Origin of the sequence: Herbaspirillum lusitanum, assembly GCF_046025995.1 — a bacterium.
In the GTDB taxonomy this organism is placed as follows: domain Bacteria; phylum Pseudomonadota; class Gammaproteobacteria; order Burkholderiales; family Burkholderiaceae_D; genus Herbaspirillum; species Herbaspirillum lusitanum_A.
The window spans coordinates 380,395-401,407 of sequence record NZ_JAQQFM010000003.1; the positions used below are offsets into that span (position 1 = coordinate 380,395).

17 protein-coding genes are annotated in these 21,013 nt (G+C 59.6%); 5 read left to right on the forward strand and 12 right to left on the reverse strand.

Going from position 1 to position 21,013, the window contains the following annotated elements; all coding sequences use genetic code 11:
• Positions 1–11: 11 nt before the first annotated feature.
• Genes PQR62_RS07560 through PQR62_RS07600 form a run of 9 tightly spaced genes read right to left on the reverse strand, consistent with a single transcriptional unit; the run spans position 12 to position 9,271 of the window.
• On the reverse strand, positions 12–776 hold the full coding sequence (locus PQR62_RS07560; RefSeq protein ID WP_408156415.1) for an SDR family oxidoreductase: 765 nt from the start codon (positions 774–776) through the stop codon (positions 12–14).
• A complete protein-coding gene (locus tag PQR62_RS07565) occupies positions 773–2,308 on the reverse strand; it encodes a class I adenylate-forming enzyme family protein (RefSeq protein WP_408156417.1) in 1,536 nt (511 codons plus the stop codon). Before PQR62_RS07565 ends, PQR62_RS07560 begins: the two co-directional genes overlap by 4 nt.
• A gap of 30 nt (positions 2,309–2,338) precedes the next feature.
• Entirely contained in the window at positions 2,339–3,223 is an 885-nt protein-coding gene (locus PQR62_RS07570) for an ABC transporter permease (RefSeq protein WP_408156419.1), read from the reverse strand.
• 1 nt (position 3,224) lies between these two features.
• Positions 3,225–4,193: an ABC transporter permease gene (locus tag PQR62_RS07575; protein WP_408156421.1), complete on the reverse strand. Its 969-nt coding sequence runs from the start codon at positions 4,191–4,193 to the stop codon at positions 3,225–3,227.
• Positions 4,194–4,204: 11 nt separating this feature from the next.
• Positions 4,205–5,827 (reverse strand): ABC transporter substrate-binding protein, encoded by a 1,623-nt coding sequence (locus PQR62_RS07580; RefSeq protein WP_408156423.1) that lies wholly within the window; start codon positions 5,825–5,827, stop codon positions 4,205–4,207.
• A 13-nt stretch (positions 5,828–5,840) separates the two neighbouring features.
• Positions 5,841–6,275, reverse strand: coding sequence for a PaaI family thioesterase (locus tag PQR62_RS07585; RefSeq protein WP_408156425.1), 435 nt, complete (start codon positions 6,273–6,275; stop codon positions 5,841–5,843).
• A complete protein-coding gene (locus tag PQR62_RS07590) occupies positions 6,272–7,285 on the reverse strand; it encodes a quinone oxidoreductase family protein (protein ID WP_408156427.1) in 1,014 nt (337 codons plus the stop codon). Before PQR62_RS07590 ends, PQR62_RS07585 begins: the two co-directional genes overlap by 4 nt.
• A gap of 19 nt (positions 7,286–7,304) precedes the next feature.
• Positions 7,305–8,411 carry a M14 family metallopeptidase gene (locus tag PQR62_RS07595; RefSeq protein WP_408156429.1) on the reverse strand — a complete coding sequence of 369 codons (1,107 nt, stop codon included), beginning with the start codon at positions 8,409–8,411 and terminating at the stop codon, positions 7,305–7,307.
• Complete coding sequence (locus PQR62_RS07600; RefSeq protein WP_408156431.1) at positions 8,408–9,271, reverse strand: VOC family protein; 864 nt, start codon at positions 9,269–9,271, stop codon at positions 8,408–8,410. The genes PQR62_RS07595 and PQR62_RS07600 overlap by 4 nt, the downstream gene beginning before the upstream one ends.
• 564 nt (positions 9,272–9,835) lie before the next feature.
• Between PQR62_RS07600 and PQR62_RS07605 the strand changes: the two genes are divergently transcribed.
• Positions 9,836–10,480: an FMN-binding negative transcriptional regulator gene (locus tag PQR62_RS07605; RefSeq protein WP_408156433.1), complete on the forward strand. Its 645-nt coding sequence runs from the start codon at positions 9,836–9,838 to the stop codon at positions 10,478–10,480.
• Positions 10,481–10,561: 81 nt separating this feature from the next.
• Here the strand turns inward: PQR62_RS07605 and pdxR are convergent, their stop codons facing one another.
• Positions 10,562–12,046 carry a MocR-like pyridoxine biosynthesis transcription factor PdxR gene (gene pdxR / locus PQR62_RS07610; protein WP_408156435.1) on the reverse strand — a complete coding sequence of 495 codons (1,485 nt, stop codon included), beginning with the start codon at positions 12,044–12,046 and terminating at the stop codon, positions 10,562–10,564.
• Positions 12,047–12,650: 604 nt separating this feature from the next.
• Between pdxR and PQR62_RS07615 the strand changes: the two genes are divergently transcribed.
• The gene (locus tag PQR62_RS07615; protein WP_408156437.1) at positions 12,651–14,612 is read left to right on the forward strand and encodes a putative bifunctional diguanylate cyclase/phosphodiesterase; all 1,962 of its coding nucleotides are present in this window, start codon (positions 12,651–12,653) and stop codon (positions 14,610–14,612) included.
• Between the two features lie 91 nt (positions 14,613–14,703).
• On the opposite strand, the gene glmS is transcribed toward PQR62_RS07615, so the two are convergent.
• Positions 14,704–16,521, reverse strand: coding sequence for a glutamine--fructose-6-phosphate transaminase (isomerizing) (glmS, locus tag PQR62_RS07620; RefSeq protein ID WP_408156439.1), 1,818 nt, complete (start codon positions 16,519–16,521; stop codon positions 14,704–14,706).
• 155 nt (positions 16,522–16,676) lie between these two features.
• On the opposite strand from glmS, the gene PQR62_RS07625 reads away from it, so the two are divergent.
• Entirely contained in the window at positions 16,677–17,147 is a 471-nt protein-coding gene (locus PQR62_RS07625) for an Lrp/AsnC family transcriptional regulator (protein WP_408156441.1), read from the forward strand.
• Positions 17,148–17,243: 96 nt separating this feature from the next.
• Here PQR62_RS07625 and glmU read toward each other — a convergent pair whose 3' ends face one another.
• On the reverse strand, positions 17,244–18,602 hold the full coding sequence (glmU, locus tag PQR62_RS07630) for a bifunctional UDP-N-acetylglucosamine diphosphorylase/glucosamine-1-phosphate N-acetyltransferase GlmU (RefSeq protein ID WP_408156443.1): 1,359 nt from the start codon (positions 18,600–18,602) through the stop codon (positions 17,244–17,246).
• A 379-nt stretch (positions 18,603–18,981) separates the two neighbouring features.
• Here glmU and PQR62_RS07635 point away from each other — a divergent pair, with 379 nt between their 5' ends.
• Positions 18,982–20,028: a glycosyltransferase family 4 protein gene (locus tag PQR62_RS07635; protein WP_408156445.1), complete on the forward strand. Its 1,047-nt coding sequence runs from the start codon at positions 18,982–18,984 to the stop codon at positions 20,026–20,028.
• 34 nt (positions 20,029–20,062) lie between these two features.
• On the forward strand, positions 20,063–20,992 hold the full coding sequence (locus tag PQR62_RS07640; RefSeq protein ID WP_408156447.1) for a hypothetical protein: 930 nt from the start codon (positions 20,063–20,065) through the stop codon (positions 20,990–20,992).
• The last annotated feature ends 21 nt before the right edge of the window (positions 20,993–21,013 follow it).

Genomic DNA, 21,013 nt, shown 5'->3' on the forward strand with positions numbered 1-21,013 from the left:
GTGAAGGCGGTTCAGAGGCGCTGGCCGCCGGTGGCATCGATGTTCTGCCCGGTCACCCAGCGGCCGGCGTCGCTCGCCAGAAAGGCGACGATGCCGGCGATATCGTCAGGCTGGCCGACACGGCCCAGGGCGATGGTCTGCGCGATCACCCTGGCGATTTCGGGATCACGGGCGCGCGTATTGAGATCGGTGGCAGTGGCGCCGGGCAGCACGGCATTGACCGTGATGTTGCGTGGCCCGAGCTCTGCCGCCAGCAATAAGCTCAGCGCCTCGAGGCCGGCCTTGGCCGGCGCGTAGACGCTCATCTCCGGGTAGGCCGCACGCGTGCCCATGGACGAGACGTTGATGATGCGGCCGCCATCGCGCAAGCTCGGCAGCAGCTGCTGGATCAGGAAGAAAGGGGTCTTCAGGTTCACCTGCAGCACGCGATCGAAGTCTTCTTCACGCACGTCCGCAATGCGTGCGCGCAGACCGACGCCGGCATTGTTGACCAGAATATCGAGTCCGTCGGCACCGGCTTCCTTGATCACCGCTTTGGTCGCGCAGGCCAGCGCCCTGGCGCCGTCGGCGGCAGACAAATCGGCCGCCACCGTCCAGGCCTGTCCGCCGTGCTGGCGGATGGTGGCGGCCAGGGTCTCCGCCGCGTCGGCAGCCTGGTTGTAATGCACGATGAGGCGCGCGCCTTGCTCGGCGAGCGCGACTGCAATCGCGCGGCCGATGCCGCGGCTGGCGCCGGTCACCAGTGCGATCTTTCCGGTCAGATCAAAACGGCTCATGCGTTCACCTCATCGTCAGTTGTCTGCCAGTTTTGCGTGGCTTCGAGTTCGCGCGCCAGCTGGATCAGCACGTGGCGGTCTACCTTGTTGGTGCCGGCCCAGGGCAGTTCCGCCAGGAAGCGGACACGGCGCGGATGCTGATACGCCGGGCCATGCTCCAGCGCAAAGCGTTTGAGCGCGTCGGCGTCCAGTGTGCTGCCCGGGCGCCGCACCACAAAGGCCACCGGCACATGGGCTCGCTCCTCGTCCGGCAACGGCACCACGCTCACGTGGGTGACGTCGGGGTGGCGTTCAAGCAGCTTTTCCACTTCGACCGGATAGATGTTTTCGCCCGAGCAGACAAACATGTCGTCGGCGCGGCCGATGAAGTAGTAGAAGCCTTGTGCGTCACGGCGCATCACGTCGCCGCTGTAGTACCAGCCATCCTTGAGCACCTGCGCGCTTTTCTCCGGCAGATTGTGGTAGCCCTTCAGCACCGCCGGGTTGCGCATCAGCAGCACGCCTTCATTCTCGTCGGGGCCATCGGCCAGGCGCACGTGATCCACATTGATGGGGTGGCCGACCGCCAGGCCGGGCGCCGGAATGCCCTCGGGATGCGGGCCGAACACCGAGGGGCCGGCCTCGGTCGTGCCATAGCCGTGGGCGAACTGGGTGGTCGGAAATGCGGCTTGCAGGCGTTGCAGCAGGTCCAGCGTCATCGGCGCCGAGGCCAGCGCTACCCGTTTGAGCGCGGAGAAATCGCGGCCTTGCAGACGCAGCGGATCTTTGATGAGGCGGGCGAACATGGTCGGCACCGCCGTCAACACATTGATGCGGTAGCGCTCCAGCGCTTCAAGATAATGGTCGACGTCGAAGCCGGGCAGGATCACCAGTTGCGAATGCAGCGCGAAGGCGCGCTTGGCCATGAACAAACCGTTCATGTGGAACAGCGGCTGCGCCAGCAACAAACGCTGCGGCTCGGGGGCCGGCGGCGTGCTGACCTGCAAGGCCCATAACTGCCCGGCATGCGTCAGCGGCACGCCTTTGGGTTTGCCGGTGGAGCCGGAGGTGTAGAGCATCTGCGCCTCCTGGTCTGCGGCAGGGCGGATGCTGTCGAAGCCGGCGGGCGCAATCCTGGCGGCGAAACCCTCCGGGCCGGCGTCGTCGAAGTCGATCACGGGGACCTGCGCTGAGAAAAATTCGCGGCGGGCGCCATCGGTGAAGGCCAGCACGATCTGCGCATCTTTCAGCACATAGGCGATGGTGTCGCCGGCTTGTTTGATGTTGACCGGCACCGCGACATAGCCGGCGCGCATGATGCCGAAATAGGTGATCAGGAATTCAGCCCGGTTGAGTGAGGCGATCGCGATGCGCGCGCCGCGCGGCAGGCCTTGCTCCTGCAGCCAGCGCGCGACGCCGCCGGCCAGGGAGCGGATCTGCGCATGGCTGTAATGGCGAGGCCGGTCGAAGTCCAGCAGATCGACGATGGCCGGGGTTTCCAGCGACAGGGCGGGATCGTTCAGATCGCCCAGGTTGTAACGAAAGTCAGTCATGATGTTTAGCTAAAAATGCCGCGCCAGCGTTTATCGCTTGCGCAGTTTGGGATTCAGGGCATCGTTCAGGCCGTCGCCGACCAGATTGAGCGCCAGCACGACCAGCATGATCGCGACGCCGGGCACTGCGCTCAGATACCACGAGGATCGGATCAGCGTGCGTCCCTCGCCGACCATGCGGCCCCAGCTGGCAATGTTGGGGTCGCCCAGGCCGAGGAAGGAGACGACCGATTCATAAAGGATGGCCCCCGCGACCACCAGCGAAGCCATGACGATGACCGGCGGCAGTGCATTGGGCAGGATTTCGCGGAACATGATGCGCCAGGGATTCAAGGCCACCGCACGGCAGGCCTGCACGAATTCGCGCTCCTTGAGCGACAGGAATTCCGCGCGCGTCAGACGAGCGATGGGCGGCCAGGAGACCAGGCCGACCGCCAGCGTGATGTTGCCGATATGCGGGCCCAGTATCGAGACCACGGTCAGGACAAAGACCACATTCGGAATGATCTGGAACAGCTCGGTCAGGCGCATCAGGATTTCTTCCACCCAGCCGCCGCACCAGGCCGATAAGGCGCCGACAGTCACGCCGATGGCCGTGGCCGCCGCCGCCGCCACCAGGCCGATCAGCAGTGTCGCGCGCGCGCCATGCACGATCATCGCCGTGATGTCGCGGCCCATGGCATCGGTGCCGAGCGGAAAGGCCCAGTTCTCGAACGGCCAGATCTCGGGCGCGGCCACAATGCGCAAGGGATTGCCGGGATACAGCAGGCCGGCGGTGAGCGCCAGTAACACCACGACGCCCAGCAGCAGGGCGCCGATCAGCGCGCCGCGATGACGCGCGAAGCGTGCGAGGAAATGCTCGGTGCGTCTGGCCGGTGCAAGCGGCGCCGAGCGCAGGATGGAAGAGCTAGTCATGTCAGTGTCCCTTGATGCGGGGATCGAGCCGGACGTAGAGCAGGTCGATCAGGATATTGGACAGGATCACCACGGCCGAACTCAGTACCAGAATGCCCAGCACCACCGGGTAGTTGCGGCTCATCACGCTGTCGAACAGCACGCCGCCGATGCCCGGCCAGCTGAACACCGCTTCCACCACAATACTGCCGCCCAGCACCGCGCCCAGCTGCAGGCCGAACAAGGTGACCACCGGCAGCATGGCATTGCGGGCCATGTGCCGCAGCACCACGGTGCTGTGCTTCAGGCCTTTGGCGTAAGCAGTGCGCACGTGATCCATGCGGCTGACTTCCAGCATCGAGGCGCGCATCACGCGCGCGTAGTTGGCACTGTAGAACAGCCCCAGCGTCAAGGCCGGCAGGAACAGGTGATGCAGGATGTCCAGCGCCTGCGTCCAGAAGCCGTCGTCGAGGCCGATGGTGAGCATGCCGCCGACCGGGAACCAGCCCAGCTTCACGCAAAAGAGAATGATCAGCATGATGCCGAGCCAGAAGCTCGGCGCCGCAAAGCACAGCACGGCAAACACCGAGACGGCGGTGTCCCACCAGGTGTTGACCTTCAGCGCCGAGACGATGCCGGCGGTCGAGCCCACCAGCACCGCGATCAGCAAGGCCGCCAGCATCAGCAGCAAGGTGGCGGGCAGGTGCGCCCACAGGACATCGATCACCGGCAGGTTGTGGCGATACGAGTAGCCCAGATCCAGCCGCGCCACCGAGCCTATGTATTTGAGCAGCTGGACGGCGGGCGGCTGGTCCATGCCGTAGGTCACGCGCAGGCGCTCGATCATGGCCTGATCGGTCACTTGTTGTTCGGCCGTCATCACGTCGAGAAAGGTGCCGGGCACCATCTGGATCAAAGTGAAGTTAAGCACCACCACGCCCAGCAACAGCGGAACAGCCTGGAGCAGACGGCGCAAGATCAGGGCAAGCATGGCATCAACCTCTAGCTGTCGATCCAGGCGTCGTCCAGCGACTCGCCCTGGACGTTTGCACCTCGGGTGAAATTGCGGACCTTTTTGCCGGCCAGCGTGAACGACTCCATCTCCACCAGCGGAACGATAGGCACGTCGGTCGACGCCAGTCGGGCAAACTCCCACGCCAGTTTCTGACGCGCCTTGGGGTTGGTCTCCGTCATGAGGCGCGCGACCAGCGCATCCATTTCCTTGCTGGAGTATCCCGTTGCGTTGCGGAAGGCGGCGCCCTTGACGATGCCGTCGGTGGTAAAGAATTGCGTCACGATCGGCACCGGCTCCAGCGGCGCGGTGAAGTTGGAGAGCGCGATGTCGTAGTCGTAGTCGCCGTAGATACGCTTGAGCGCGGTGGCGCGGTCGACCGAGTCCAGCTTGACCGCCACGCCCACATCTTCCAGCGCTTGCTTGATGTATTGACCCAGTTTGGCATTCTCTTCAAACCATGCCGCAGCCACTACGTTCACCGTGAAGCGCTTGCCATCCTTCAGCGGCAGGCCGGCGGCGTCGAGCAATGCGGCGGCCTTCTTCGGATCGAAGGGATAGCGCGGCACGTCGCTGGTGTAGAACTGTGCGTTACTGCTGAAGATGGGCGAAACGGCGGGTTTGCCGCGACCGTAATAGATGGTGTCGACGATGAACTGGCGGTTGATCGCATGCAGCAGCGCCTGGCGCACTTCCTTGCGCTTGACGTGTTCGCGGCGCTGGTTGAATTCCGCCGTGACGGTCCAGGCCGAGTTTTCGTAGCCGCGCGTGTCGACCACCACCTTGCCGGTCTTGACCAGACGGTCGATGTCGCGCGCCGGCACCGGGTTGGAATAGGCCACCGACAACTCGCCGGTTTCCAGCGCCGCGCTGCGCGAGGCCGGGTCGCCCCACCAGCGGATGATCAGCTTGTCGAGATAGGGGCGGTTGGCGCTCCAGTAACCGGTGTTGCGCGCGTACAGCACATGACTGCCGCGCACCCATTGGCCGTACTTCCAGGGGCCGGTGCCCACCGGCGTGTTGTTCAGCGGATTGGTCAGCAGATCCTTGCCTTCATACAGATGGCGCGGCACCACCAGCTGGTACTGGCCGGCGAGGATGGATTTCAGGAAGAACTCGGGCGTCGGCTGGTCGAAATTCAGCACCACGGTATGGCTGTCCGGCGCACTGACCTTGCTCAGGGCCTTGAGCGCGATGCCGGCGGAGATCGGCTTCCAGTGCTGCAGGAAATTGTAGGCCACGTCCTTGGCATCGAAATCGGCGCCGTCATGCCATTTCACACCCTTGCGCAGGACGATCGTGTATTGCTTGAAGTCGGCCGAGGGCGTGATGGTTTCGGCCAGCACGGGCTGGAATTCCAGTTTCTCATCGAGCTTCAGCAGGCGTTCCAGGATCTTGGTGGAAGTCTGAAACGGGCTGGAGCCGCCGCCGCCGGGAACGAACAGCGCCTGCGGTTCGAGCCCGCCCCAGGTGGCGACCAGCGTACCGCCGCGTTTGGGCGCCGTGTTTTGTGCAATGGCCGGCAGTGTCCAGCTGGAAGTGGCGGCCAGTGCCGCGCCCGAGACGCTGCGGAAAATGAATTGACGGCGCGACAGGCCGGAGGTGCTGCTCATGATGTTGTTCCTTTTATGCAGAGAGCGTGGAATAGCTGGCGCGGCCGATGGCCACCAGCACGCCTTGATCGTTGAACAGGTCGACATCGGCCACGCCGACCGATTTGCCGGCGCGGCGCACCTGCGCCACGGCCAGCAGACTGGTGTTGATCGCCGGGCGCAGATAATCGACGCGAAAGTTGATGGTGGGCAGGCCGCGGCCGAGCTGCATGCCGACCGCGAAATCGCCGACGGTATCGATGATCGCCGCCAGCGGGCCTCCATGCCATTGGCCGCTCTGAGCGCCGCGCTCGAACGCCGGCAAGAAGGGGGCGAAGACTGTCAGCAGCCCTTTTTCATGATCGGCTTCCTTTACCTCCAGCTGCAGCGAGGCAATGAAGGGCGAGCGGTCGAAGTAGCCCTGAATGGCGGCGGCGTCGAGTTTGAGAGCAGGTGTCGATGTGCTCATCCGCCCACCAATACCTTGCCGAAGACATTGCGGTCTTCCAGGCTTGCCAGGGCTTGTGCGCCTTGTTCCAGCGGCCATTGCTTGTTGATCAGCACCTTGAGTTTCCTGGCCTGCACCAGCTCCAGCAGTCGATGCAGGTCCTCGCGCTCCCAGCCGTTCGAACCCAGGATCTGCAGTTCGAAGGTCCAGATGAAGCGCAGGTCTTCCTTCGGGTCGTAACCCGCGGTGGCGCCACAGGTCAGCACCCGGCCGCCGACGCGCAGACAGCGCAGCGATTTGGTCCAGGTATCGCCGCCGGTGAAGTTCACCACCACATCGACACCGGCCTGCGGGCCGCTGCGGCGGCGTCCCGGTTTGCCGTAACGCGTGTAGATCGCTTTGACGAAATCTTCTTCGGTATACAGGATGACGTCGTCGGCGCCCAGTTCGCGCAGGCGGTCGGCTTTCTCTTGCGAGCCGGCCGCCGCAATCACGGTAGCTCCGGCCAGCTTGGCCAGTTGTACGGCACAGACGCCGACGCCGCCGCTGGCGCCGAGGATCAGCACCTTCTCGCCGGCCTTGATGCGGCCTATGGTTTCCATCATGCGCAGCGCTGTGCCGTAGGCGACCGGCAATGCCGCTGCTTCGCTGAAGCTGACTTCGTCCGGCAGCCTGATCAACTGATGTGCGCCGACGCGGCATAGCTCTGCCAGTCCGCCATGGATGGTCTCGCCCACCAGACCGCCATTGACGCGGTCGATAGGATCGACCAGCACGCGGTCGCCGGCTTTCCAGTCCTTGACGTCGGCGCCGACCTCGGCAATTTCACCGGCGACATCCAGGCCGATGACGATGGGGAAATTCAGGCGGATGCCGGGCATGCCGCGCCGCGTGAAGACGTCGTGGTAATTCAGCGACGAGGCCTTGACGCGGACGACAACGTCATCCGGGCCAGGTGTCGGATCGGGGAAATGGTGATCCAGCGTCAACTTGTCGTTGTCGCCGTGTTCATGCAGGACGATGGCTTTCATGGGGAATTTCTAATGAGGGTTACCAGGCGGCCAGGCCTTGCAGGGCCTGGTCAGTAATGTGGATGCCGTGACGCAGCACGGACTGGCGCCAGACGCTGGCGTAAGGCACGAAGGCATCGATCAGGTCGTGCCGCAGAATGTAGTCGCGGGTGGCGTCGGCCTGATCTGCAGCTTTGAAGCGCAGCCATTGGTCCAGGCGCAGCGCTTCCCCGACGTGACGGCCGCGTGTGCCGAATTCGACCACCGCGCCGGCGATCTTGCGGCCCGGCAGGAAATGCTCGACGCCGCGAAACACCAAACCTTGATAGTCGGGGCGTGCCAGGCCATGCGGACGCTGGTCGAGCACGCGTTCGCGGCCCCACCAGCCGGCGGCCTGTTGCTGTTCTTCGCTGCCCTCGGCGTTGAAGCACAGGAAGAAAGGCTCGCCGTATTCACCGATGCCGGTGTGCCAGTCGATCAGCGCGACTTTTTCTGCATGCGGCAGATGCTCGCGCAGGATGATTTCCAGCGTCAGGTTGGACCATTCGCGTTGCGCGCCGCCAAACACCAGGCCTTGGGGGTGACGATACTGGCCGCTGGCGGTGGCATTGAAGGTGGCGTCGGCGCCGTGCTCGTCGCGAAAGGCATCGACCGCTTGCTTGACGCCGGCCAGCCCGGCCTCGCTCCATTGGGCCGGAAGCAGATGCGGGTGCAAGATGTCGTAGGCATCGTTGGGCGGATAAGGCTTGCTGTGATCGATGAAGTTGCGATTCAGATCGACATTGTTTTCCGTGGTGCGCGTCTCATGCGACCAGCCATAAGGGTTGATCGCATGGATCAGCACCACGTTGGTGTCGGCCGGCAGTGAGGCTGCACTTTGCGTCGCCAGCCAGCCGATCTGTGCGGCCGACCCGGCGGCACCTTCCAGTCCATGCGTGCCGCTGATCAACAGCAGCGTGCGCGTGGCATCGGCCGGGCCGAGGCGTGCGACGTCGATGCTCAAGGGCAGACCGTCCGGCGTTTGCTTGTCGGGATGGGTATAGCGCTGCAGCAGCGCGCCGGCCGCTTTTGCCTGCGCGGTAAAGCGCGCGCGGCCGTCGGCGTAGTCGCGCGAAAACGCCTGCCAGTGTTCCAGAGCGTTGCTCATGACTGCTGCTCCTGAACAAAGGCTTGCAAGGTGCCGGCGGTGTAAGCCGGATCGATCAGCAGCTCGCCATGCGGACCATCGCGGAAGGGCACTGCGTTGCGGCTCAGCAGCTTGCGCGTCGTCTCCAGATCGCGTACTTCAATTACGGAACCGGCCAGCCATACATTGTCCACGCCGTCCGGAATCCTGACGCCCGGATAGCGGGCGGCGAATGCGGCCGGTGTCAGGAATTGCAAGCGCAGCGAATCACGTCGCAGCAGCCAGCCTTCATCGCTGGCCGCGCCGATGGAGATGGCGCCGAACGCCTGGAGGTATTTCGCCTGCAGGCTGTTCGGATCGGGGTGCACGGCGATCAGCGCACGAATGCGACGTGCGGTGTTGGCGTGCTCCTGCCACTCAGGCCGAAAAACGAGGTGACGCGTCTGGTGACCACAGGTAAAGAAGTCCGGCACGCCGAAAACGCCTTGCGGAAAATTCAGGTTGAGCCACGCAGCGTCTTCCGATCCCTGTGCAAGATGCACCGGCCGCCCGCCGCTGACCGGCGCTTCTGCTTCGATGCCGACGGCTGCCAGCTCGCGCTTTACTGCAGCGCTGTCCGTGGTCTGCAAGGCCACGGCGACCGGGCCTTCATAGTGATCGGGGAAGTGCCTGAAGCGCGAGGTGGCGACTTGCTCAGGCGGGAAGTACAGCAGCTCGAGGTAGTTTGAATCGAGGATCAGCGTCTGGTTGCGGGTACCAGTGTGGTGGCGGCCTTGAGGCGCGAGAGAGAACCCCAGCTTTTTATAGAATTCGGTTGCGGATTCCAGATCGTTGACACGGATAATGTAATGATCCAGTCCGGTCACGGATGGCAGCGACATCAAATGCTCCTTGCATACTTAAGACATGCAAGCTTGCATGCGATCCTTGCTTGCGTGAACGAAGGATTCCGAATATTCATATACGGTCTTGCGCTCAGTGGGCCCGCTGTAGCGCGTACAAAATGCGAGCAGTGCGCGTATATGCTAATGCTGCTTTCAGTGATGCAGCGCAGTGGCCGTGCGTTATGTGAGATGAGTGGAAAGGAACGCTCCAGTCCCTTCTTCAACTGATGCGGACGCTTGAGAATTTACACCTGGGCCGATACATGGGCGCCGAAACCGGTTCATCCGGTACCGGCAGGGCCGGCGACATCAGCACCAGCCTTTCAGCATTTCAGGGACGATGCTTTTAGCCGTCTGCAATTCTGGTTCATTAAAAATGTTCGAATTTGGATCTGTACCATGGGCCACTGTCAGGCTAAAGTAAGCGCTAAGTCAATCCGACAAGCAAGTCGATTTCGTTAACGCAGCAATCGTGCTTAGGAGACGTGGATATGTCCGAGCTGTGGGCTGACATGCCCTTTAACGATTGTAGTTTTCCCTTTTTGCTGAGGAGTAAGCCAAATGTATGTTCCAGCGCATTTCAGTGAGTCCAATCCAGAAGTATTGAAGGAATTCATCAAGACCTATCCCTTCGGTCTCCTGGTGACCAATGGCAAAAGCGGGCTGGACGCCAACCATATTCCATTCGAAGTGCTCGAAGCGGAAGGGCTGGGCAAGCTGACGGCGCACGTGGCTCGCGCCAATCCGGTGTGGCAGGATGTGCAGAACGGGGATGAGGTGCTGGTCGTGTTCAAGGCCGCAGACTCATATATCTCCCCGACCTGGTATCCAAGCAAGCAAGAGCATCACAAGCAGGTTCCGACGTGGAACTACATGGTCACTCATGTGCACGGCCGTATCAGCATCCACGATGACGAGCGCTATGTGCGCGGCGTGGTGGCGCGTTTGACCCGTACCCACGAAGCGTCAATGCAAAAGCCTTGGAAAATGTCGGACGGACCTGCCGATTTCATCGACGGGCTGCTGAAGGCGATTGTCGGTATCGAGATTGACATCACCAGTATGGTCGGCAAGATCAAGCTCAGTCAGAACAAGGATGTGCGTGATGTGCGCAACGTTGGCGAAGTGCTGACAGCGCGCGGCTCCGACATTCTGGGGGCAGCAACGCTGCGCGCTGCGGACGAGAAGGAGAAATCGCAGTCCTGAGATGGATGTTGCCGGCGCCTCATGAAAATGGCCCTTGCGAGGGCCATTTTCATGCTCAGCTCATGTTCACGGATGTTCAACTTATGCGCAGCTCTTGATGGCTTTGGACAAAGCTACTACCGCCGCCTCAAGCTGCTCATAGGGAAAGTCGACCAATCCGAGTATCAGCCCCGGGCGAGCCTTGCCGGCAGAATACATGGGGGAAAGAGCGCGTACCGAGACCCCGCGTTTAAGCGCCGCTCTCGCCACGTCCCGGTCGTTCATGTGTTCTGCCAGCAGGAGGACGAGGTGGGCGCCCTGGTCGCTCGGCTGCAGCCACGCTGAACTCCGCCGAATGTGCTTGTGAAGCAGCCCGATAATCTGTTCGCGGCGTTCGGCATAGACGTTTCTGATACGTCGAATATGGCGGTCCAGATGGCCCTCTTCCATGAAGGCCGCCAAGACATGCTGGTCAGCCGTCGGCGGATGCCTGTCCATCAAAATCCGCGCACCGATGAAGGATTTCTCGAGTCCGGGCGGAACAATCGCATAGCCCAGGCGCAGCGATGGGAACAATATTTTGCTGAATGTCCCCAGGTAGATCACACGCTCAGGCGCCATGCCTTGCAGTGCCGGGAATGGATGGCCGGCGTAGCGCAGCTCGCTGTCGTAGTCATCCTCGACAATCCATGCCTTGTGCTTTTGCGCCCAGGACAGAAGTGCACTGCGTCGCGCCATGCTCAGCGGCATCCCCAGCGGATATTGATGAGAGGGCGTAACGAACGCCACCCGCGCAGCGCCATTTGTACGGATGCCGGCGGCGACATCGAGGCCCTCTTCGTCAACCGGAATGCAAGCCATCTGTCGGTGGCCAATGGTGTTCTCCAGGATCGCGCTCAACCCGCGATATCCGGGGTCTTCCACCCACGCAAGATCGCCCGGCTCGAGGAGCACCTGGCTGGAAAGATACAGACCCTGTTGCGTTCCGGACGTGACGATCACCTGTTCGGCCGTGCAATGCACCGACCTTGAGCGCCTTGCATAGTCTGCAATGGCCTCCCTCAACACGCGAATGCCCTGAGGATCATCGTAGCTTGCCGGAGCGCCGGGGCCGCGTGCGCGTATCTTGTTGCCGAGCCTACGCCAGACGTCATCCGGAGCGGCCAGGCCGACCGGGACAGAGACCGCGAACGGGACATGCGGCAGCGGATGCATCAAAGCAGCGACTTCGGCGAACTGAGTCGCGCGCCCGGTCAAGGCGAGCGGGGTGGCCAATGCTCTCGGCCTCGCTTGTTTTCCCTTGGCCGGAGTCGGCGGCAAGGAACTGGCGACGCTGGTCCCGCCACCCAGCTTTGTTTCAAGCACCCCCTCAGCCAGAAGCTGGCTAAAGGCTTCAACTACGGTCCCTCGGGCCACCTCCAGCGCTTGCGCGAGGAAGCGTGATGAAGGCAGCAACTCACCCGGTATGAGGTCGCCTCGTTGAACCGCGTCTCTCAGCAGCACAGTGAGTTGCCGTGCGAGATTGCCCGCAGAACGGTCAAGACTTCCCAGTGCAGGGAGTTCCACTACTTTAGGTCGGCGCGCCATAAATTCTGGTTCGGGAAGAATTGATCAATTTGGCTTGGCATCTTAAACCAGTAAGACGCAAAGAAAGTCGCTCAAGCGAACCTGTCCGCCAAGGTGATTGACACGTTTTCGCGTGCCGGTCGACACGCCGTTTTGTCGCTGCTCAGAGTGAACCTGATGCAATCCGGAAATAGAAATACGGTTCAACTCTTGACGGAAGCGCTTTGCCGGTTCAGACCATGCATGGAGTTTGCGCCGCAATGGCTGTCATAAAAATGGACGGATTCTGGCGTAAAAAAAATTGTTGTGGACTTCCGTATTCAGGAATATCCCTATTTTTCCATCATGGAATGATATATAAGATCTTCCTTATTTCTGCCCTCTCCAAATACAGGGAAGACGGAAAGAAAATGTAGCCCGGGGCTCCCCAAATCGATCGTGAATGATGAGAGTCGCTCCCATGCAAATTTTCGCGACGTCAGAATGTGCCTTCTCAATCGACGCAACCAACTGAAAAGGCAATAATTATTTCTTATTGCATGCAGGGACCTTCTATCAAGATACTCTCGGAGAAGCTAAACTCAAACACAACCCGCAAAATAACCCAAGAGCGAGACGAATCGTGATGATGTTGACCACACTAATAAACACCCTTCGTCGCTACTGGTCTCTCGAGCGAGACAGGCCGGAATTACTGAAGGCGCAATACAAGGCGTTCTCCGGAAAAATTCCGATGATGTATCTCATCTTGGTGATCAATAGTTGGGCGCTGGCTTTTACTCACTTTGATTCTGCTCCTTCCTGGCTCATCATTTATTGCCCGGCGGCATTGTCCTTTTTTTGTGTGGTGCGTTTCTTTTTCTGGCGGCGAAACCGCAACATTGATCCCACCCCGGAACAAGCGTGGCGAGTGCTATCAAGAACTAACCTGCTGGTCCCCCCGATTGCAATCAGCTTTTCAGTATGGGCGGTGCTGCTTTTCCCGTACGGAGATGCTTATGCCCAGGCGCATGTTGCTTTTTACATGGGCATCACAGTCATCTGCTGCATCTTCTGTCTGATGTACCTTCGTTCTGCCGCGTTGACGGCCGCTCTCATCGTCAACGGAATTTTCACTGTCTTTTTTGTTTCCTCAAATTTACCCACGTTCATTGCTGCAGCGTTGAATGTGGCTCTGGTCACGGGTGCAATGCTCGTCATCGTGACAAGCCATTATCGGGACTTCACCCTGCTGATTGACGCTCAGCTCAAGGCCGCCAAACTCAGCAACGAGAATCTGCAACTGGCCAACCTGGATTCATTGACTCAAATTCCTAATCGAAGAAAATTCTTTGCATCGCTTGACGCAACATGTGATCGAGCCCAGGTGAGCGGCTCCCGCTTTTCGATAGCCATCATTGATCTTGACGGTTTCAAGGCGGTAAATGATTTATATGGTCATTCTTACGGCGATGAGTTGCTTACCGAAGTCGGGAGAAGACTGCTGCAGAAATGTGATGAGCATATTCATCTCGCCCGTTTGGGTGGAGATGAATTCGCATTGATTTTCGACCGTGATATGGATGACCAGCAATTACAAATCACTGGTGACGAAATATGTCAGCACCTTCGCAGCCCGTTCGCTCTCTTCAATATCAAAGTTCAAGTCGCTGCCTCTATGGGAGTCGCCACTTTTCCCGATATGGCGGTGGATGCGCACACGCTTTACGAACATGCAGACTACGCCCTCTATCATGGAAAGCGCAGCCATCGTGGCACAGTCACTTTGTTTTCGGACGAGGATAAGAAGCAGATCCACAAAAAGGCAAACATCGATCAGGCGCTGCGGCTCGCAGATTTCGACACCGAATTAACTGTCTATTTTCAACCGATCGTAAATATCCAGGGGCGAACAACCGTCGCATTTGAGGCGCTTGCACGTTGGACTAGCCCTTTGGTCGGCGCTGTATCTCCAATGGAATTCATCCCTGCCGCAGAGCGAATGGGCATCATTAATCAGCTGAGTGTCACGCTAATGAAAAAGGCTTTGGCGATAGCGGATCATTGGCCGGTGGATATACTCCTGTCTTTCAATCTATCCGCGAACGATTTAAACAGCGCCCATGGACTCGGCGAGATCGTTAAAGTCATCAATGACTCCGGCTATGATCCGCATCGCCTCGATCTTGAAATAACAGAAACGGCAATACTCTATGATCTGGGCAAAACAAAATGCGCAATCGAATCCTTGCGTCAGTTGGGATGCGGTGTAACGCTGGATGACTTCGGAACGGGCTATTCAAGTCTGAGCCAACTTCATGCACTGCCGCTGACAAAAATAAAAATCGACAAAAGCTTCATTACAGGCATAGAAGACAAGCAGGCAAGCTACAAGATAGTCAAATCCTTGCTGGCATTAAGCAAGGACATGAACCTGGTTTGTGTTGTGGAAGGTGTTGAAACAGAAAATCAAAGAGCGCTTTTGTCGGATCTTGGGGCGTCCCTTGCACAGGGTTACTTATTTGCACCGGCATTGAACGCAGAAGAGACTTCCATGTGGCTGGCCGGTCGCGAAGTCGTCAATGTTCAGCAAGCGACAGAATCCTAGAGCGAAGATGTACCTCTGCGCGCGCAAGATTTTCAGAAGTCGATCCCTATTCAATGTCACTCCACGCAAAGACCTGCATGCATTTTGCTCCTCATTCAACTGTCACGGATTTCGCAAGGTTACGTGGCTTGTCGACATCCGTTCCGCGTGCTAAGGCCGTGTGATACGCCAGCAATTGCAAAGGCACCACGTGCAGGATGGGCGACAGCAGACCGTAGTGTTCCGGCATGCGGATGACGTGGACGCCATTGCCTGAGGTGATGCTGGAATCGGCGTCGGCGAAGACGTAGAGTTCGCCGCCGCGTGCGCGGACTTCCTGCATGTTCGATTTCAGTTTTTCGATCAGGGCGTCGTTCGGCGCGACGGTGACGACCGGCATTTCTTCCGTGACCAGGGCCAGCGGGCCGTGCTTGAGTTCGCCGGCGGCGTAGGCTTCAGCGTGGATGTAGGTAATTTCCTTGAGCTTCAGCGCACCTTCCAGAGCGATCGGATAGTGCAGGCCGCGGCCGAGGAAGAGCGCGTTTTCCTTGCGCGCGAAAGCATTGGCCCACGCGGCGATGCTGGGTTCCAGCGCCAGCACGCTTTGCAGTGCCACCGGCAGATGGCGCATGGCTTTCAGGTGACCGGCTTCTTGCTGTTCGCTCAGCAGTCCCTTGGATTGCGCCAGCGTCAGCGTCAGCAGGAACAGCGCGGCGAGTTGCGTGGTGAAGGCCTTGGTCGAGGCCACGCCGACTTCCACGCCGGCGCGCGTGATGTAGGCCAGTTTGCATTCGCGCACCATGGCGCTGGTGGCGACATTGCAAATGGTCAGCGTGTTTTCCATGCCGAGTTTGCGGGCGTGCTTGAGCGCCGCCAGCGTGTCTGCGGTTTCGCCGCTTTGTGAAATCGTGACGACCAGCGATTTCGGATTCGGCACACTGTCGCGATAGCGATATTCGCTGGCGATTTCGACATTGACCGGGATCCTGGCGATGGCTTCGATCCAGTACTTGGCAGTCAGGCCGGAGTAATAACTGGTGCCGCAGGCCAGGATCAATACCGAATCAATCTCCTTGAATACCTTGTAGGCCTGATCGCCGAACAGCTCGGGCATGATGCCGGCGATGCCTTCCAGCGTGTCGGCGATGGCGCGCGGCTGCTCGAAGATTTCTTTCTGCATGAAATGCTGATAAGGGCCGAGTTCGACCGCGCTGGTGAAGGCGTGCACGGTCTTGACTTCGCGTTCGACCGGCTTGCCGTCGATGTCGACGATCCAGCAGCGTTGCAATTGCAGGTCGACCACGTCGCCTTCTTCCAGATAGATGATCTGGTCGGTGGTGCCGGCCAGCGCCATCGCATCCGAGGCGACGAAGTTCTGTCCTTTGCCGACGCCGACGATCAGCGGCGAGCCATGGCGCGCGGCGACCACGCGGTGCGGTTCGTCGGCGCTGAAGACGGCAATTGCATAAGCACCGGTCAGGCGGCGCACGGCCAGTTGCACGGTCTCGAACAGATCGCCGCTGTACATGTGGTCGACCAGGTGGGCGATGACTTCGGTATCGGTCTGGCTTTCAAAGGTGTAGCCCAGCGCTTGCAGCTCGGCGCGCAGTTCGTCGTGGTTTTCGATGATGCCGTTGTGGACCAGCGCGATGCGCTCGCGCGAGAAATGCGGGTGGGCGTTGTGCGTGGCAGGCGCCCCGTGGGTAGCCCAGCGCGTGTGGGCGATGCCGGTGAAGCCGCTCAGTTTGGCTTCGTCGACCAGGGTTTGCAGATCGGCCACGCGTGAGGTGCTGCGTGAGCGCTGCAGCTTGCCGTCGATATGCAGCGCGATGCCGCAGGAATCGTAGCCGCGGTATTCGAGGCGTTTCAGGCCTTCAAGCAAGACCGGGGTGACGTTTTGTTGCGAGACTGCGCCGACGATACCGCACATGGAAGTTCTCCGAAGAAGAAAAGTGTGAAAGCATCTTAGGTCACACCGTTTGAAATAAGCTTTCTAATTAGACTTAAAAATGAATTATTATTTCTAATAATATTTATCATGAATTTTAAATTCATTTAATTATTTTAATTTAACTAATATTTCAAATGAGCCAGATTTTTGAATTGGATGAACTGGATCGTCGCATCCTGAATGCCCTGCAAGCCGATGCCGGCCAGACCAATCATCAACTGGCGGCCGCCGTGCATGCTTCACCGCCGACGTGTCTGCGGCGCGTCAAGCGCATGGTGGAGGGCGGCGTGATATTGCGGCAGGTAGCCTTGCTGGCGCCGGAGAAGCTGGGGCCCAGCCTGACCGCGATTGTGGAAATCACGCTGGATCGCCAGGGTGATGAGCATCAGCTTGAGTTTGAGGCTTTGGTGGCGCAGGAGAGCAGCGTGCTGCAATGCTATCGGGTCACGCCGGGGCCGGATTTTGTGCTGATGGTGCAGGTGGCTGACATGCCGGCGTATCACGCGCTGGCGCATCGGCTGTTTGCCGGGCACAAGAACGTGCGCAATGTGCGCAGCTATTTCTCGGTCCATCGCAGCAAGTTTGAGACGCGCGTTGCGGTGTGAGGCCGTAAGGCGGGCAAGAACGGATCGCTTGAAAACAAAGCCGGCCGCCATGATGGCAAGCCGGCTTTTTATTGCCTGGCCGATATCGGCGGGAGTCTATTTCTTGATCTTCAGCGGACGCTGCCAGCCGGGCAGCGAAAGCTGCTTGGCGCGCGACAGGGTCAGTTGATCGGCCGGGGCGTCCTTGGTCAGCGTGGTGCCGGCGCCGATGGTGGCGCCTTTGCCGACGCGCACCGGCGCGATGAGCTGGGTGTCGCTGCCGACGAAGACGTCGTCTTCGATGATGGTGCGGAATTTATTGGCGCCGTCATAGTTGCAGGTGATCACGCCGGCGCCGATGTTGACGCGGCTGCCTATGTCGGCGTCGCCCACGTAGGCCAGATGATTGGCCTTGCTGCCGGCGGCGATCTGGCTGTTTTTGACTTCCACGAAGTTGCCGATATGCACGTCGGCCGCCAGGTCGGTGCCGGGGCGCAGGCGGGCATAGGGGCCGATCTGTGCATTGGGTCCGACCACCGCGTCTTCGATATGGGTGAAGGCCTTGATGTGGGCGCCGGCGCCGATGCGCGCGTTCTTGATTACGCAATTGGCGCCGATGACGGCGCCGTCGGCGATTTCAACCTTGCCTTCGAACACGCAGTTGACGTCGATGCTGACATCGCGTCCGCATTCCAGCGAGCCGCGCACATCCAGTCGCGCCGGGTCGAACAGCATTACGCCGCGTTCCAGCAAGGCATGGGCGACGTTGCGCTGATGCACGCGCTCCAGCTCGGCCAGTTGCACCTTGCTGTTGACGCCCAGCGTCTCGGCCACGTCGTCCGGCTGCGCCGACACCACTTCCACGCCATCCGCCACTGCGCGGCCGATGATGTCGGTCAGGTAGTACTCGCCTTGCGCATTGTTGTTCGACAGCGTTGCCAGCCACTGGCGCAGCTGAGCCGTCGGCGCGACGATGATGCCGGTATTGATTTCACCGATGGCGCGTTCGGCCTCGCTGGCGTCTTTTTGCTCGACGATGCGCACGATCTTGCCGTTCTCGCGCACGATGCGGCCGTAGCCGGTCGGGTTGTCCAGCGTGATGGTGAGAATGCCGACCTTGTCGCTGCCGGCCGCTTCCAGCAGGCGCTGGAGCGATGCCGCTGTAGTCAAGGGCACGTCGCCGTACAGGATCAGCGTCGGTGCGCCGTCATCAATGAAGGGCAGTGCCTGCATCACCGCATGGCCGGTGCCGAGTTGCGGCTCCTGCTTGGCAAAACTCAGATCCGCCGCCTGAAAGGCCGACGGCACCGCATCGCCGCCATGACCGTAAATCACGCACAGCCGCCCTGGCGACAAGGCGCGCGCGGTATCGATCACATGGCCCAGCAAAGGTTTGCCGGCCAGGGGGTGCAGCACCTTGGGTAATGCAGACTGCATGCGCTTGCCCATGCCGGCAGCGAGGATGACGATGTTCATAGGAGGATGGCGGGGAAGAGTGCGCTAAAGACGAGCGCAAGAAATGGGCTCAAAAATGGGGTGAAACAACGGAGCGGGAAGTTTAGCATGCAGATATCGCCGTGATCAGGCGGCCGGCCGATTGTGCATGGGCAAAGTTGAGGGTCAATTCGGCGTGTTCTCGGCAATTTGACTCAGAGGCTGCTGATTAAGATGATAGCCGGTTGATATTGCATCCACTCGCTGGTTGCCGGGCTGTACAGCTATGCTCCAGCAGCGCTGCATTGAACATTCAGTGGCGCCGGGCTGATCGAAAAGAATGCCGGGAAGGCAATGTGAAGATCAAAAGCTCAGCCGGTCAAAATTACGTGTGTCAGACGGACTCCATTTAAGGCAGTGCATGAAGATTCTTTTGTTGAACGATGAGTTTTATACCACCGGCGCCAGCATTGCCATGCTGCGCCTGGCCGAGCGCCTGGTGCAGCATCATGAAGTGACCGTAATGTCGCGTATCGACGGCGACGGCGAAATCAAAAAGAAATTTGAAGCGCTCGGTGTGCCTATCGTCAAGAATATCCAATCAGTCGACTTGCTGGTCGCCAATACCTTGATGGCCGGCGCGCACGTGGCAGAAGCGGCGCCGAAATGTCCGGTGGTCTGGTGGATACACGAGGCCGAAGTGGGGCGCGACATGATCCTGCGTTTTCCGCAACTGGCGCCTGGTTTCAAGCATGCCTCGCACATCGTTTTTCAGACCACATACCAAAAGATTGTCTACGGCAGTTTCCTGTTTGACAGTCCTGCCACGGTGCATGTCTTACCGTTCTGGAATGATGCTATCTACAAGCAGGAACATCTGCAGCCGGTCCCCAAGGAAAAAAAACGCATTGTCTGCATCGGCACCATCGAACCGCGCAAGCGCATGGAGGACACCATCATGGCTGTCGAAGCGATGGATGAAAGCCTGCGCGAGCAGGTCGAGTGCGTGTTCATCGGCAAGTTTCTGCAGATAAGCGATGCCGCCAGACAGCTGGTCGAGGCGGCGCCCGAACGCTACCGTTTTCTGGGGGAGCTGCCCAATGAAGAGACCCTTTGCTACCTGGCTTCCGCGGACGCCTACGTGCTGGCCAGCTATAGCGAATCGCAGCCGCTGACCATCTGGGAAGCCTTCGAGCTGGAAGTGCCGGTCTGCCTGTCGGATCTGGAAACCTATCGTCACGTCGGGCTGCATCACGCGCGCAATGCCATGCTGCACCCGGTCGGCAATATCGAAATGCTGTCGACCAATCTGCGCATGCTGCTGACCAGCGAAGCCTTGCGCAAGAGCGTAACCAGGGGCGGCAAGAAGCTTCTGTTGAATAACCTGACCAGTGATTGGGCCGAAGAGTTCGAACGCATCATCTATCGTGCGCAGACTCAGGCGGAAATTACCAAGATGGGATATTGAATCGCTCCCGGTACACCAATCCTGAAAGACTTATATGAGCCTGGATTTTAATCAGCGGGTAACCGCTTTGCTGCATACCCCCACCACCTTGATCAATGCTCACCATCTGTTGCAGGAGTGCACGCAGATTGAGTTGGATAATCTCTATATTCCCTCGGGATTTCTATGGGCGATCGAATACAAGCGCTCTCAGATATGCAAGGTGCGTGGTGATACGCCAGGTGCCATTCGCCATGCTCGCAAGGCTGTGGCACTGGTGCCCTACAACAACGATGTACTGGCTGAATATCAGAGCCTGGTGCGTAAATCAGCTGCTATCCGCAATATTGCATTGATCATCAGTTGCAAAAAATATGAAGCAAAAGCTCTGCAGCTTGCGCAGCAATATGATGATGCCAACATCGACTATCTGATCATCAGCGGGCAGGACACTTTGCCCATTCACCACCCGCGTGCGATCCAGGTAGAGGCCCCCGACAACTACGAAAGCTTGCCGCGCAAGACCGTCGCCGCCTGCACCTGGGTATTTGAGAATCTGGGCGATAACGTCGGCGTACTCAAGGTCGATGACGACCAGACGCTGTTCGATCCGGCGCGCGCGAGGCTGGTCCTTGAGCAATTGCGTCAAATGGATGTGTATGCAGGGGTGCCGGTATCGGGTACGACGCATGATCGCAACTGGCATTGGAACAAGTGTCAGGATCCGGCGCTGAATTCCCGTTCTTACGGTAAGCCGTTCCACCGCCCTTGGGCCATGGGTGGTGCTTACTATTTGGGGCCGGGGCCGTTAGGGAAACTGGTGGTCGCCATGACGCGGTTTCCCGGTCTGTACGACGGCGAATACTACGAGGACAAGCTGGTAGGGGACATGATGGTGCTGGAGCAGGTGGAGCTGCAGAACCTGAGCGGTTATGAAGACTTTGGCCTCAGTCTGACCGAGCAGCATCGCTTTAATCCGGGCTGAATGGCATCAGACTTCGGTGAA

What these genes read in the sequence shown, in the direction of transcription:
- PQR62_RS07640 (WP_408156447.1), top strand. Translation starts at nt 20,063, where the DNA reads ATGAGCCTGGATTTTAATCAGCGGGTAACCGCTTTGCTGCATACCCCC.
- PQR62_RS07580 (WP_408156423.1), bottom strand. Translation starts at nt 5,827, where the DNA reads ATGAGCAGCACCTCCGGCCTGTCGCGCCGTCAATTCATTTTCCGCAGC.
- PQR62_RS07625 (WP_408156441.1), top strand. Translation starts at nt 16,677, where the DNA reads ATGAGCCAGATTTTTGAATTGGATGAACTGGATCGTCGCATCCTGAAT.
- PQR62_RS07595 (WP_408156429.1), bottom strand. Translation starts at nt 8,411, where the DNA reads ATGAGCAACGCTCTGGAACACTGGCAGGCGTTTTCGCGCGACTACGCC.
- PQR62_RS07615 (WP_408156437.1), top strand. Translation starts at nt 12,651, where the DNA reads ATGATGTTGACCACACTAATAAACACCCTTCGTCGCTACTGGTCTCTC.
- glmU (WP_408156443.1), bottom strand. Translation starts at nt 18,602, where the DNA reads ATGAACATCGTCATCCTCGCTGCCGGCATGGGCAAGCGCATGCAGTCT.
- glmS (WP_408156439.1), bottom strand. Translation starts at nt 16,521, where the DNA reads ATGTGCGGTATCGTCGGCGCAGTCTCGCAACAAAACGTCACCCCGGTC.
- pdxR (WP_408156435.1), bottom strand. Translation starts at nt 12,046, where the DNA reads ATGGCGCGCCGACCTAAAGTAGTGGAACTCCCTGCACTGGGAAGTCTT.
- PQR62_RS07575 (WP_408156421.1), bottom strand. Translation starts at nt 4,193, where the DNA reads ATGCTTGCCCTGATCTTGCGCCGTCTGCTCCAGGCTGTTCCGCTGTTG.
- PQR62_RS07635 (WP_408156445.1), top strand. Translation starts at nt 18,982, where the DNA reads ATGAAGATTCTTTTGTTGAACGATGAGTTTTATACCACCGGCGCCAGC.
- PQR62_RS07565 (WP_408156417.1), bottom strand. Translation starts at nt 2,308, where the DNA reads ATGACTGACTTTCGTTACAACCTGGGCGATCTGAACGATCCCGCCCTG.
- PQR62_RS07570 (WP_408156419.1), bottom strand. Translation starts at nt 3,223, where the DNA reads ATGACTAGCTCTTCCATCCTGCGCTCGGCGCCGCTTGCACCGGCCAGA.
- PQR62_RS07600 (WP_408156431.1), bottom strand. Translation starts at nt 9,271, where the DNA reads ATGTCGCTGCCATCCGTGACCGGACTGGATCATTACATTATCCGTGTC.
- PQR62_RS07585 (WP_408156425.1), bottom strand. Translation starts at nt 6,275, where the DNA reads ATGAGCACATCGACACCTGCTCTCAAACTCGACGCCGCCGCCATTCAG.
- PQR62_RS07560 (WP_408156415.1), bottom strand. Translation starts at nt 776, where the DNA reads ATGAGCCGTTTTGATCTGACCGGAAAGATCGCACTGGTGACCGGCGCC.
- PQR62_RS07590 (WP_408156427.1), bottom strand. Translation starts at nt 7,285, where the DNA reads ATGAAAGCCATCGTCCTGCATGAACACGGCGACAACGACAAGTTGACG.
- PQR62_RS07605 (WP_408156433.1), top strand. Translation starts at nt 9,836, where the DNA reads ATGTATGTTCCAGCGCATTTCAGTGAGTCCAATCCAGAAGTATTGAAG.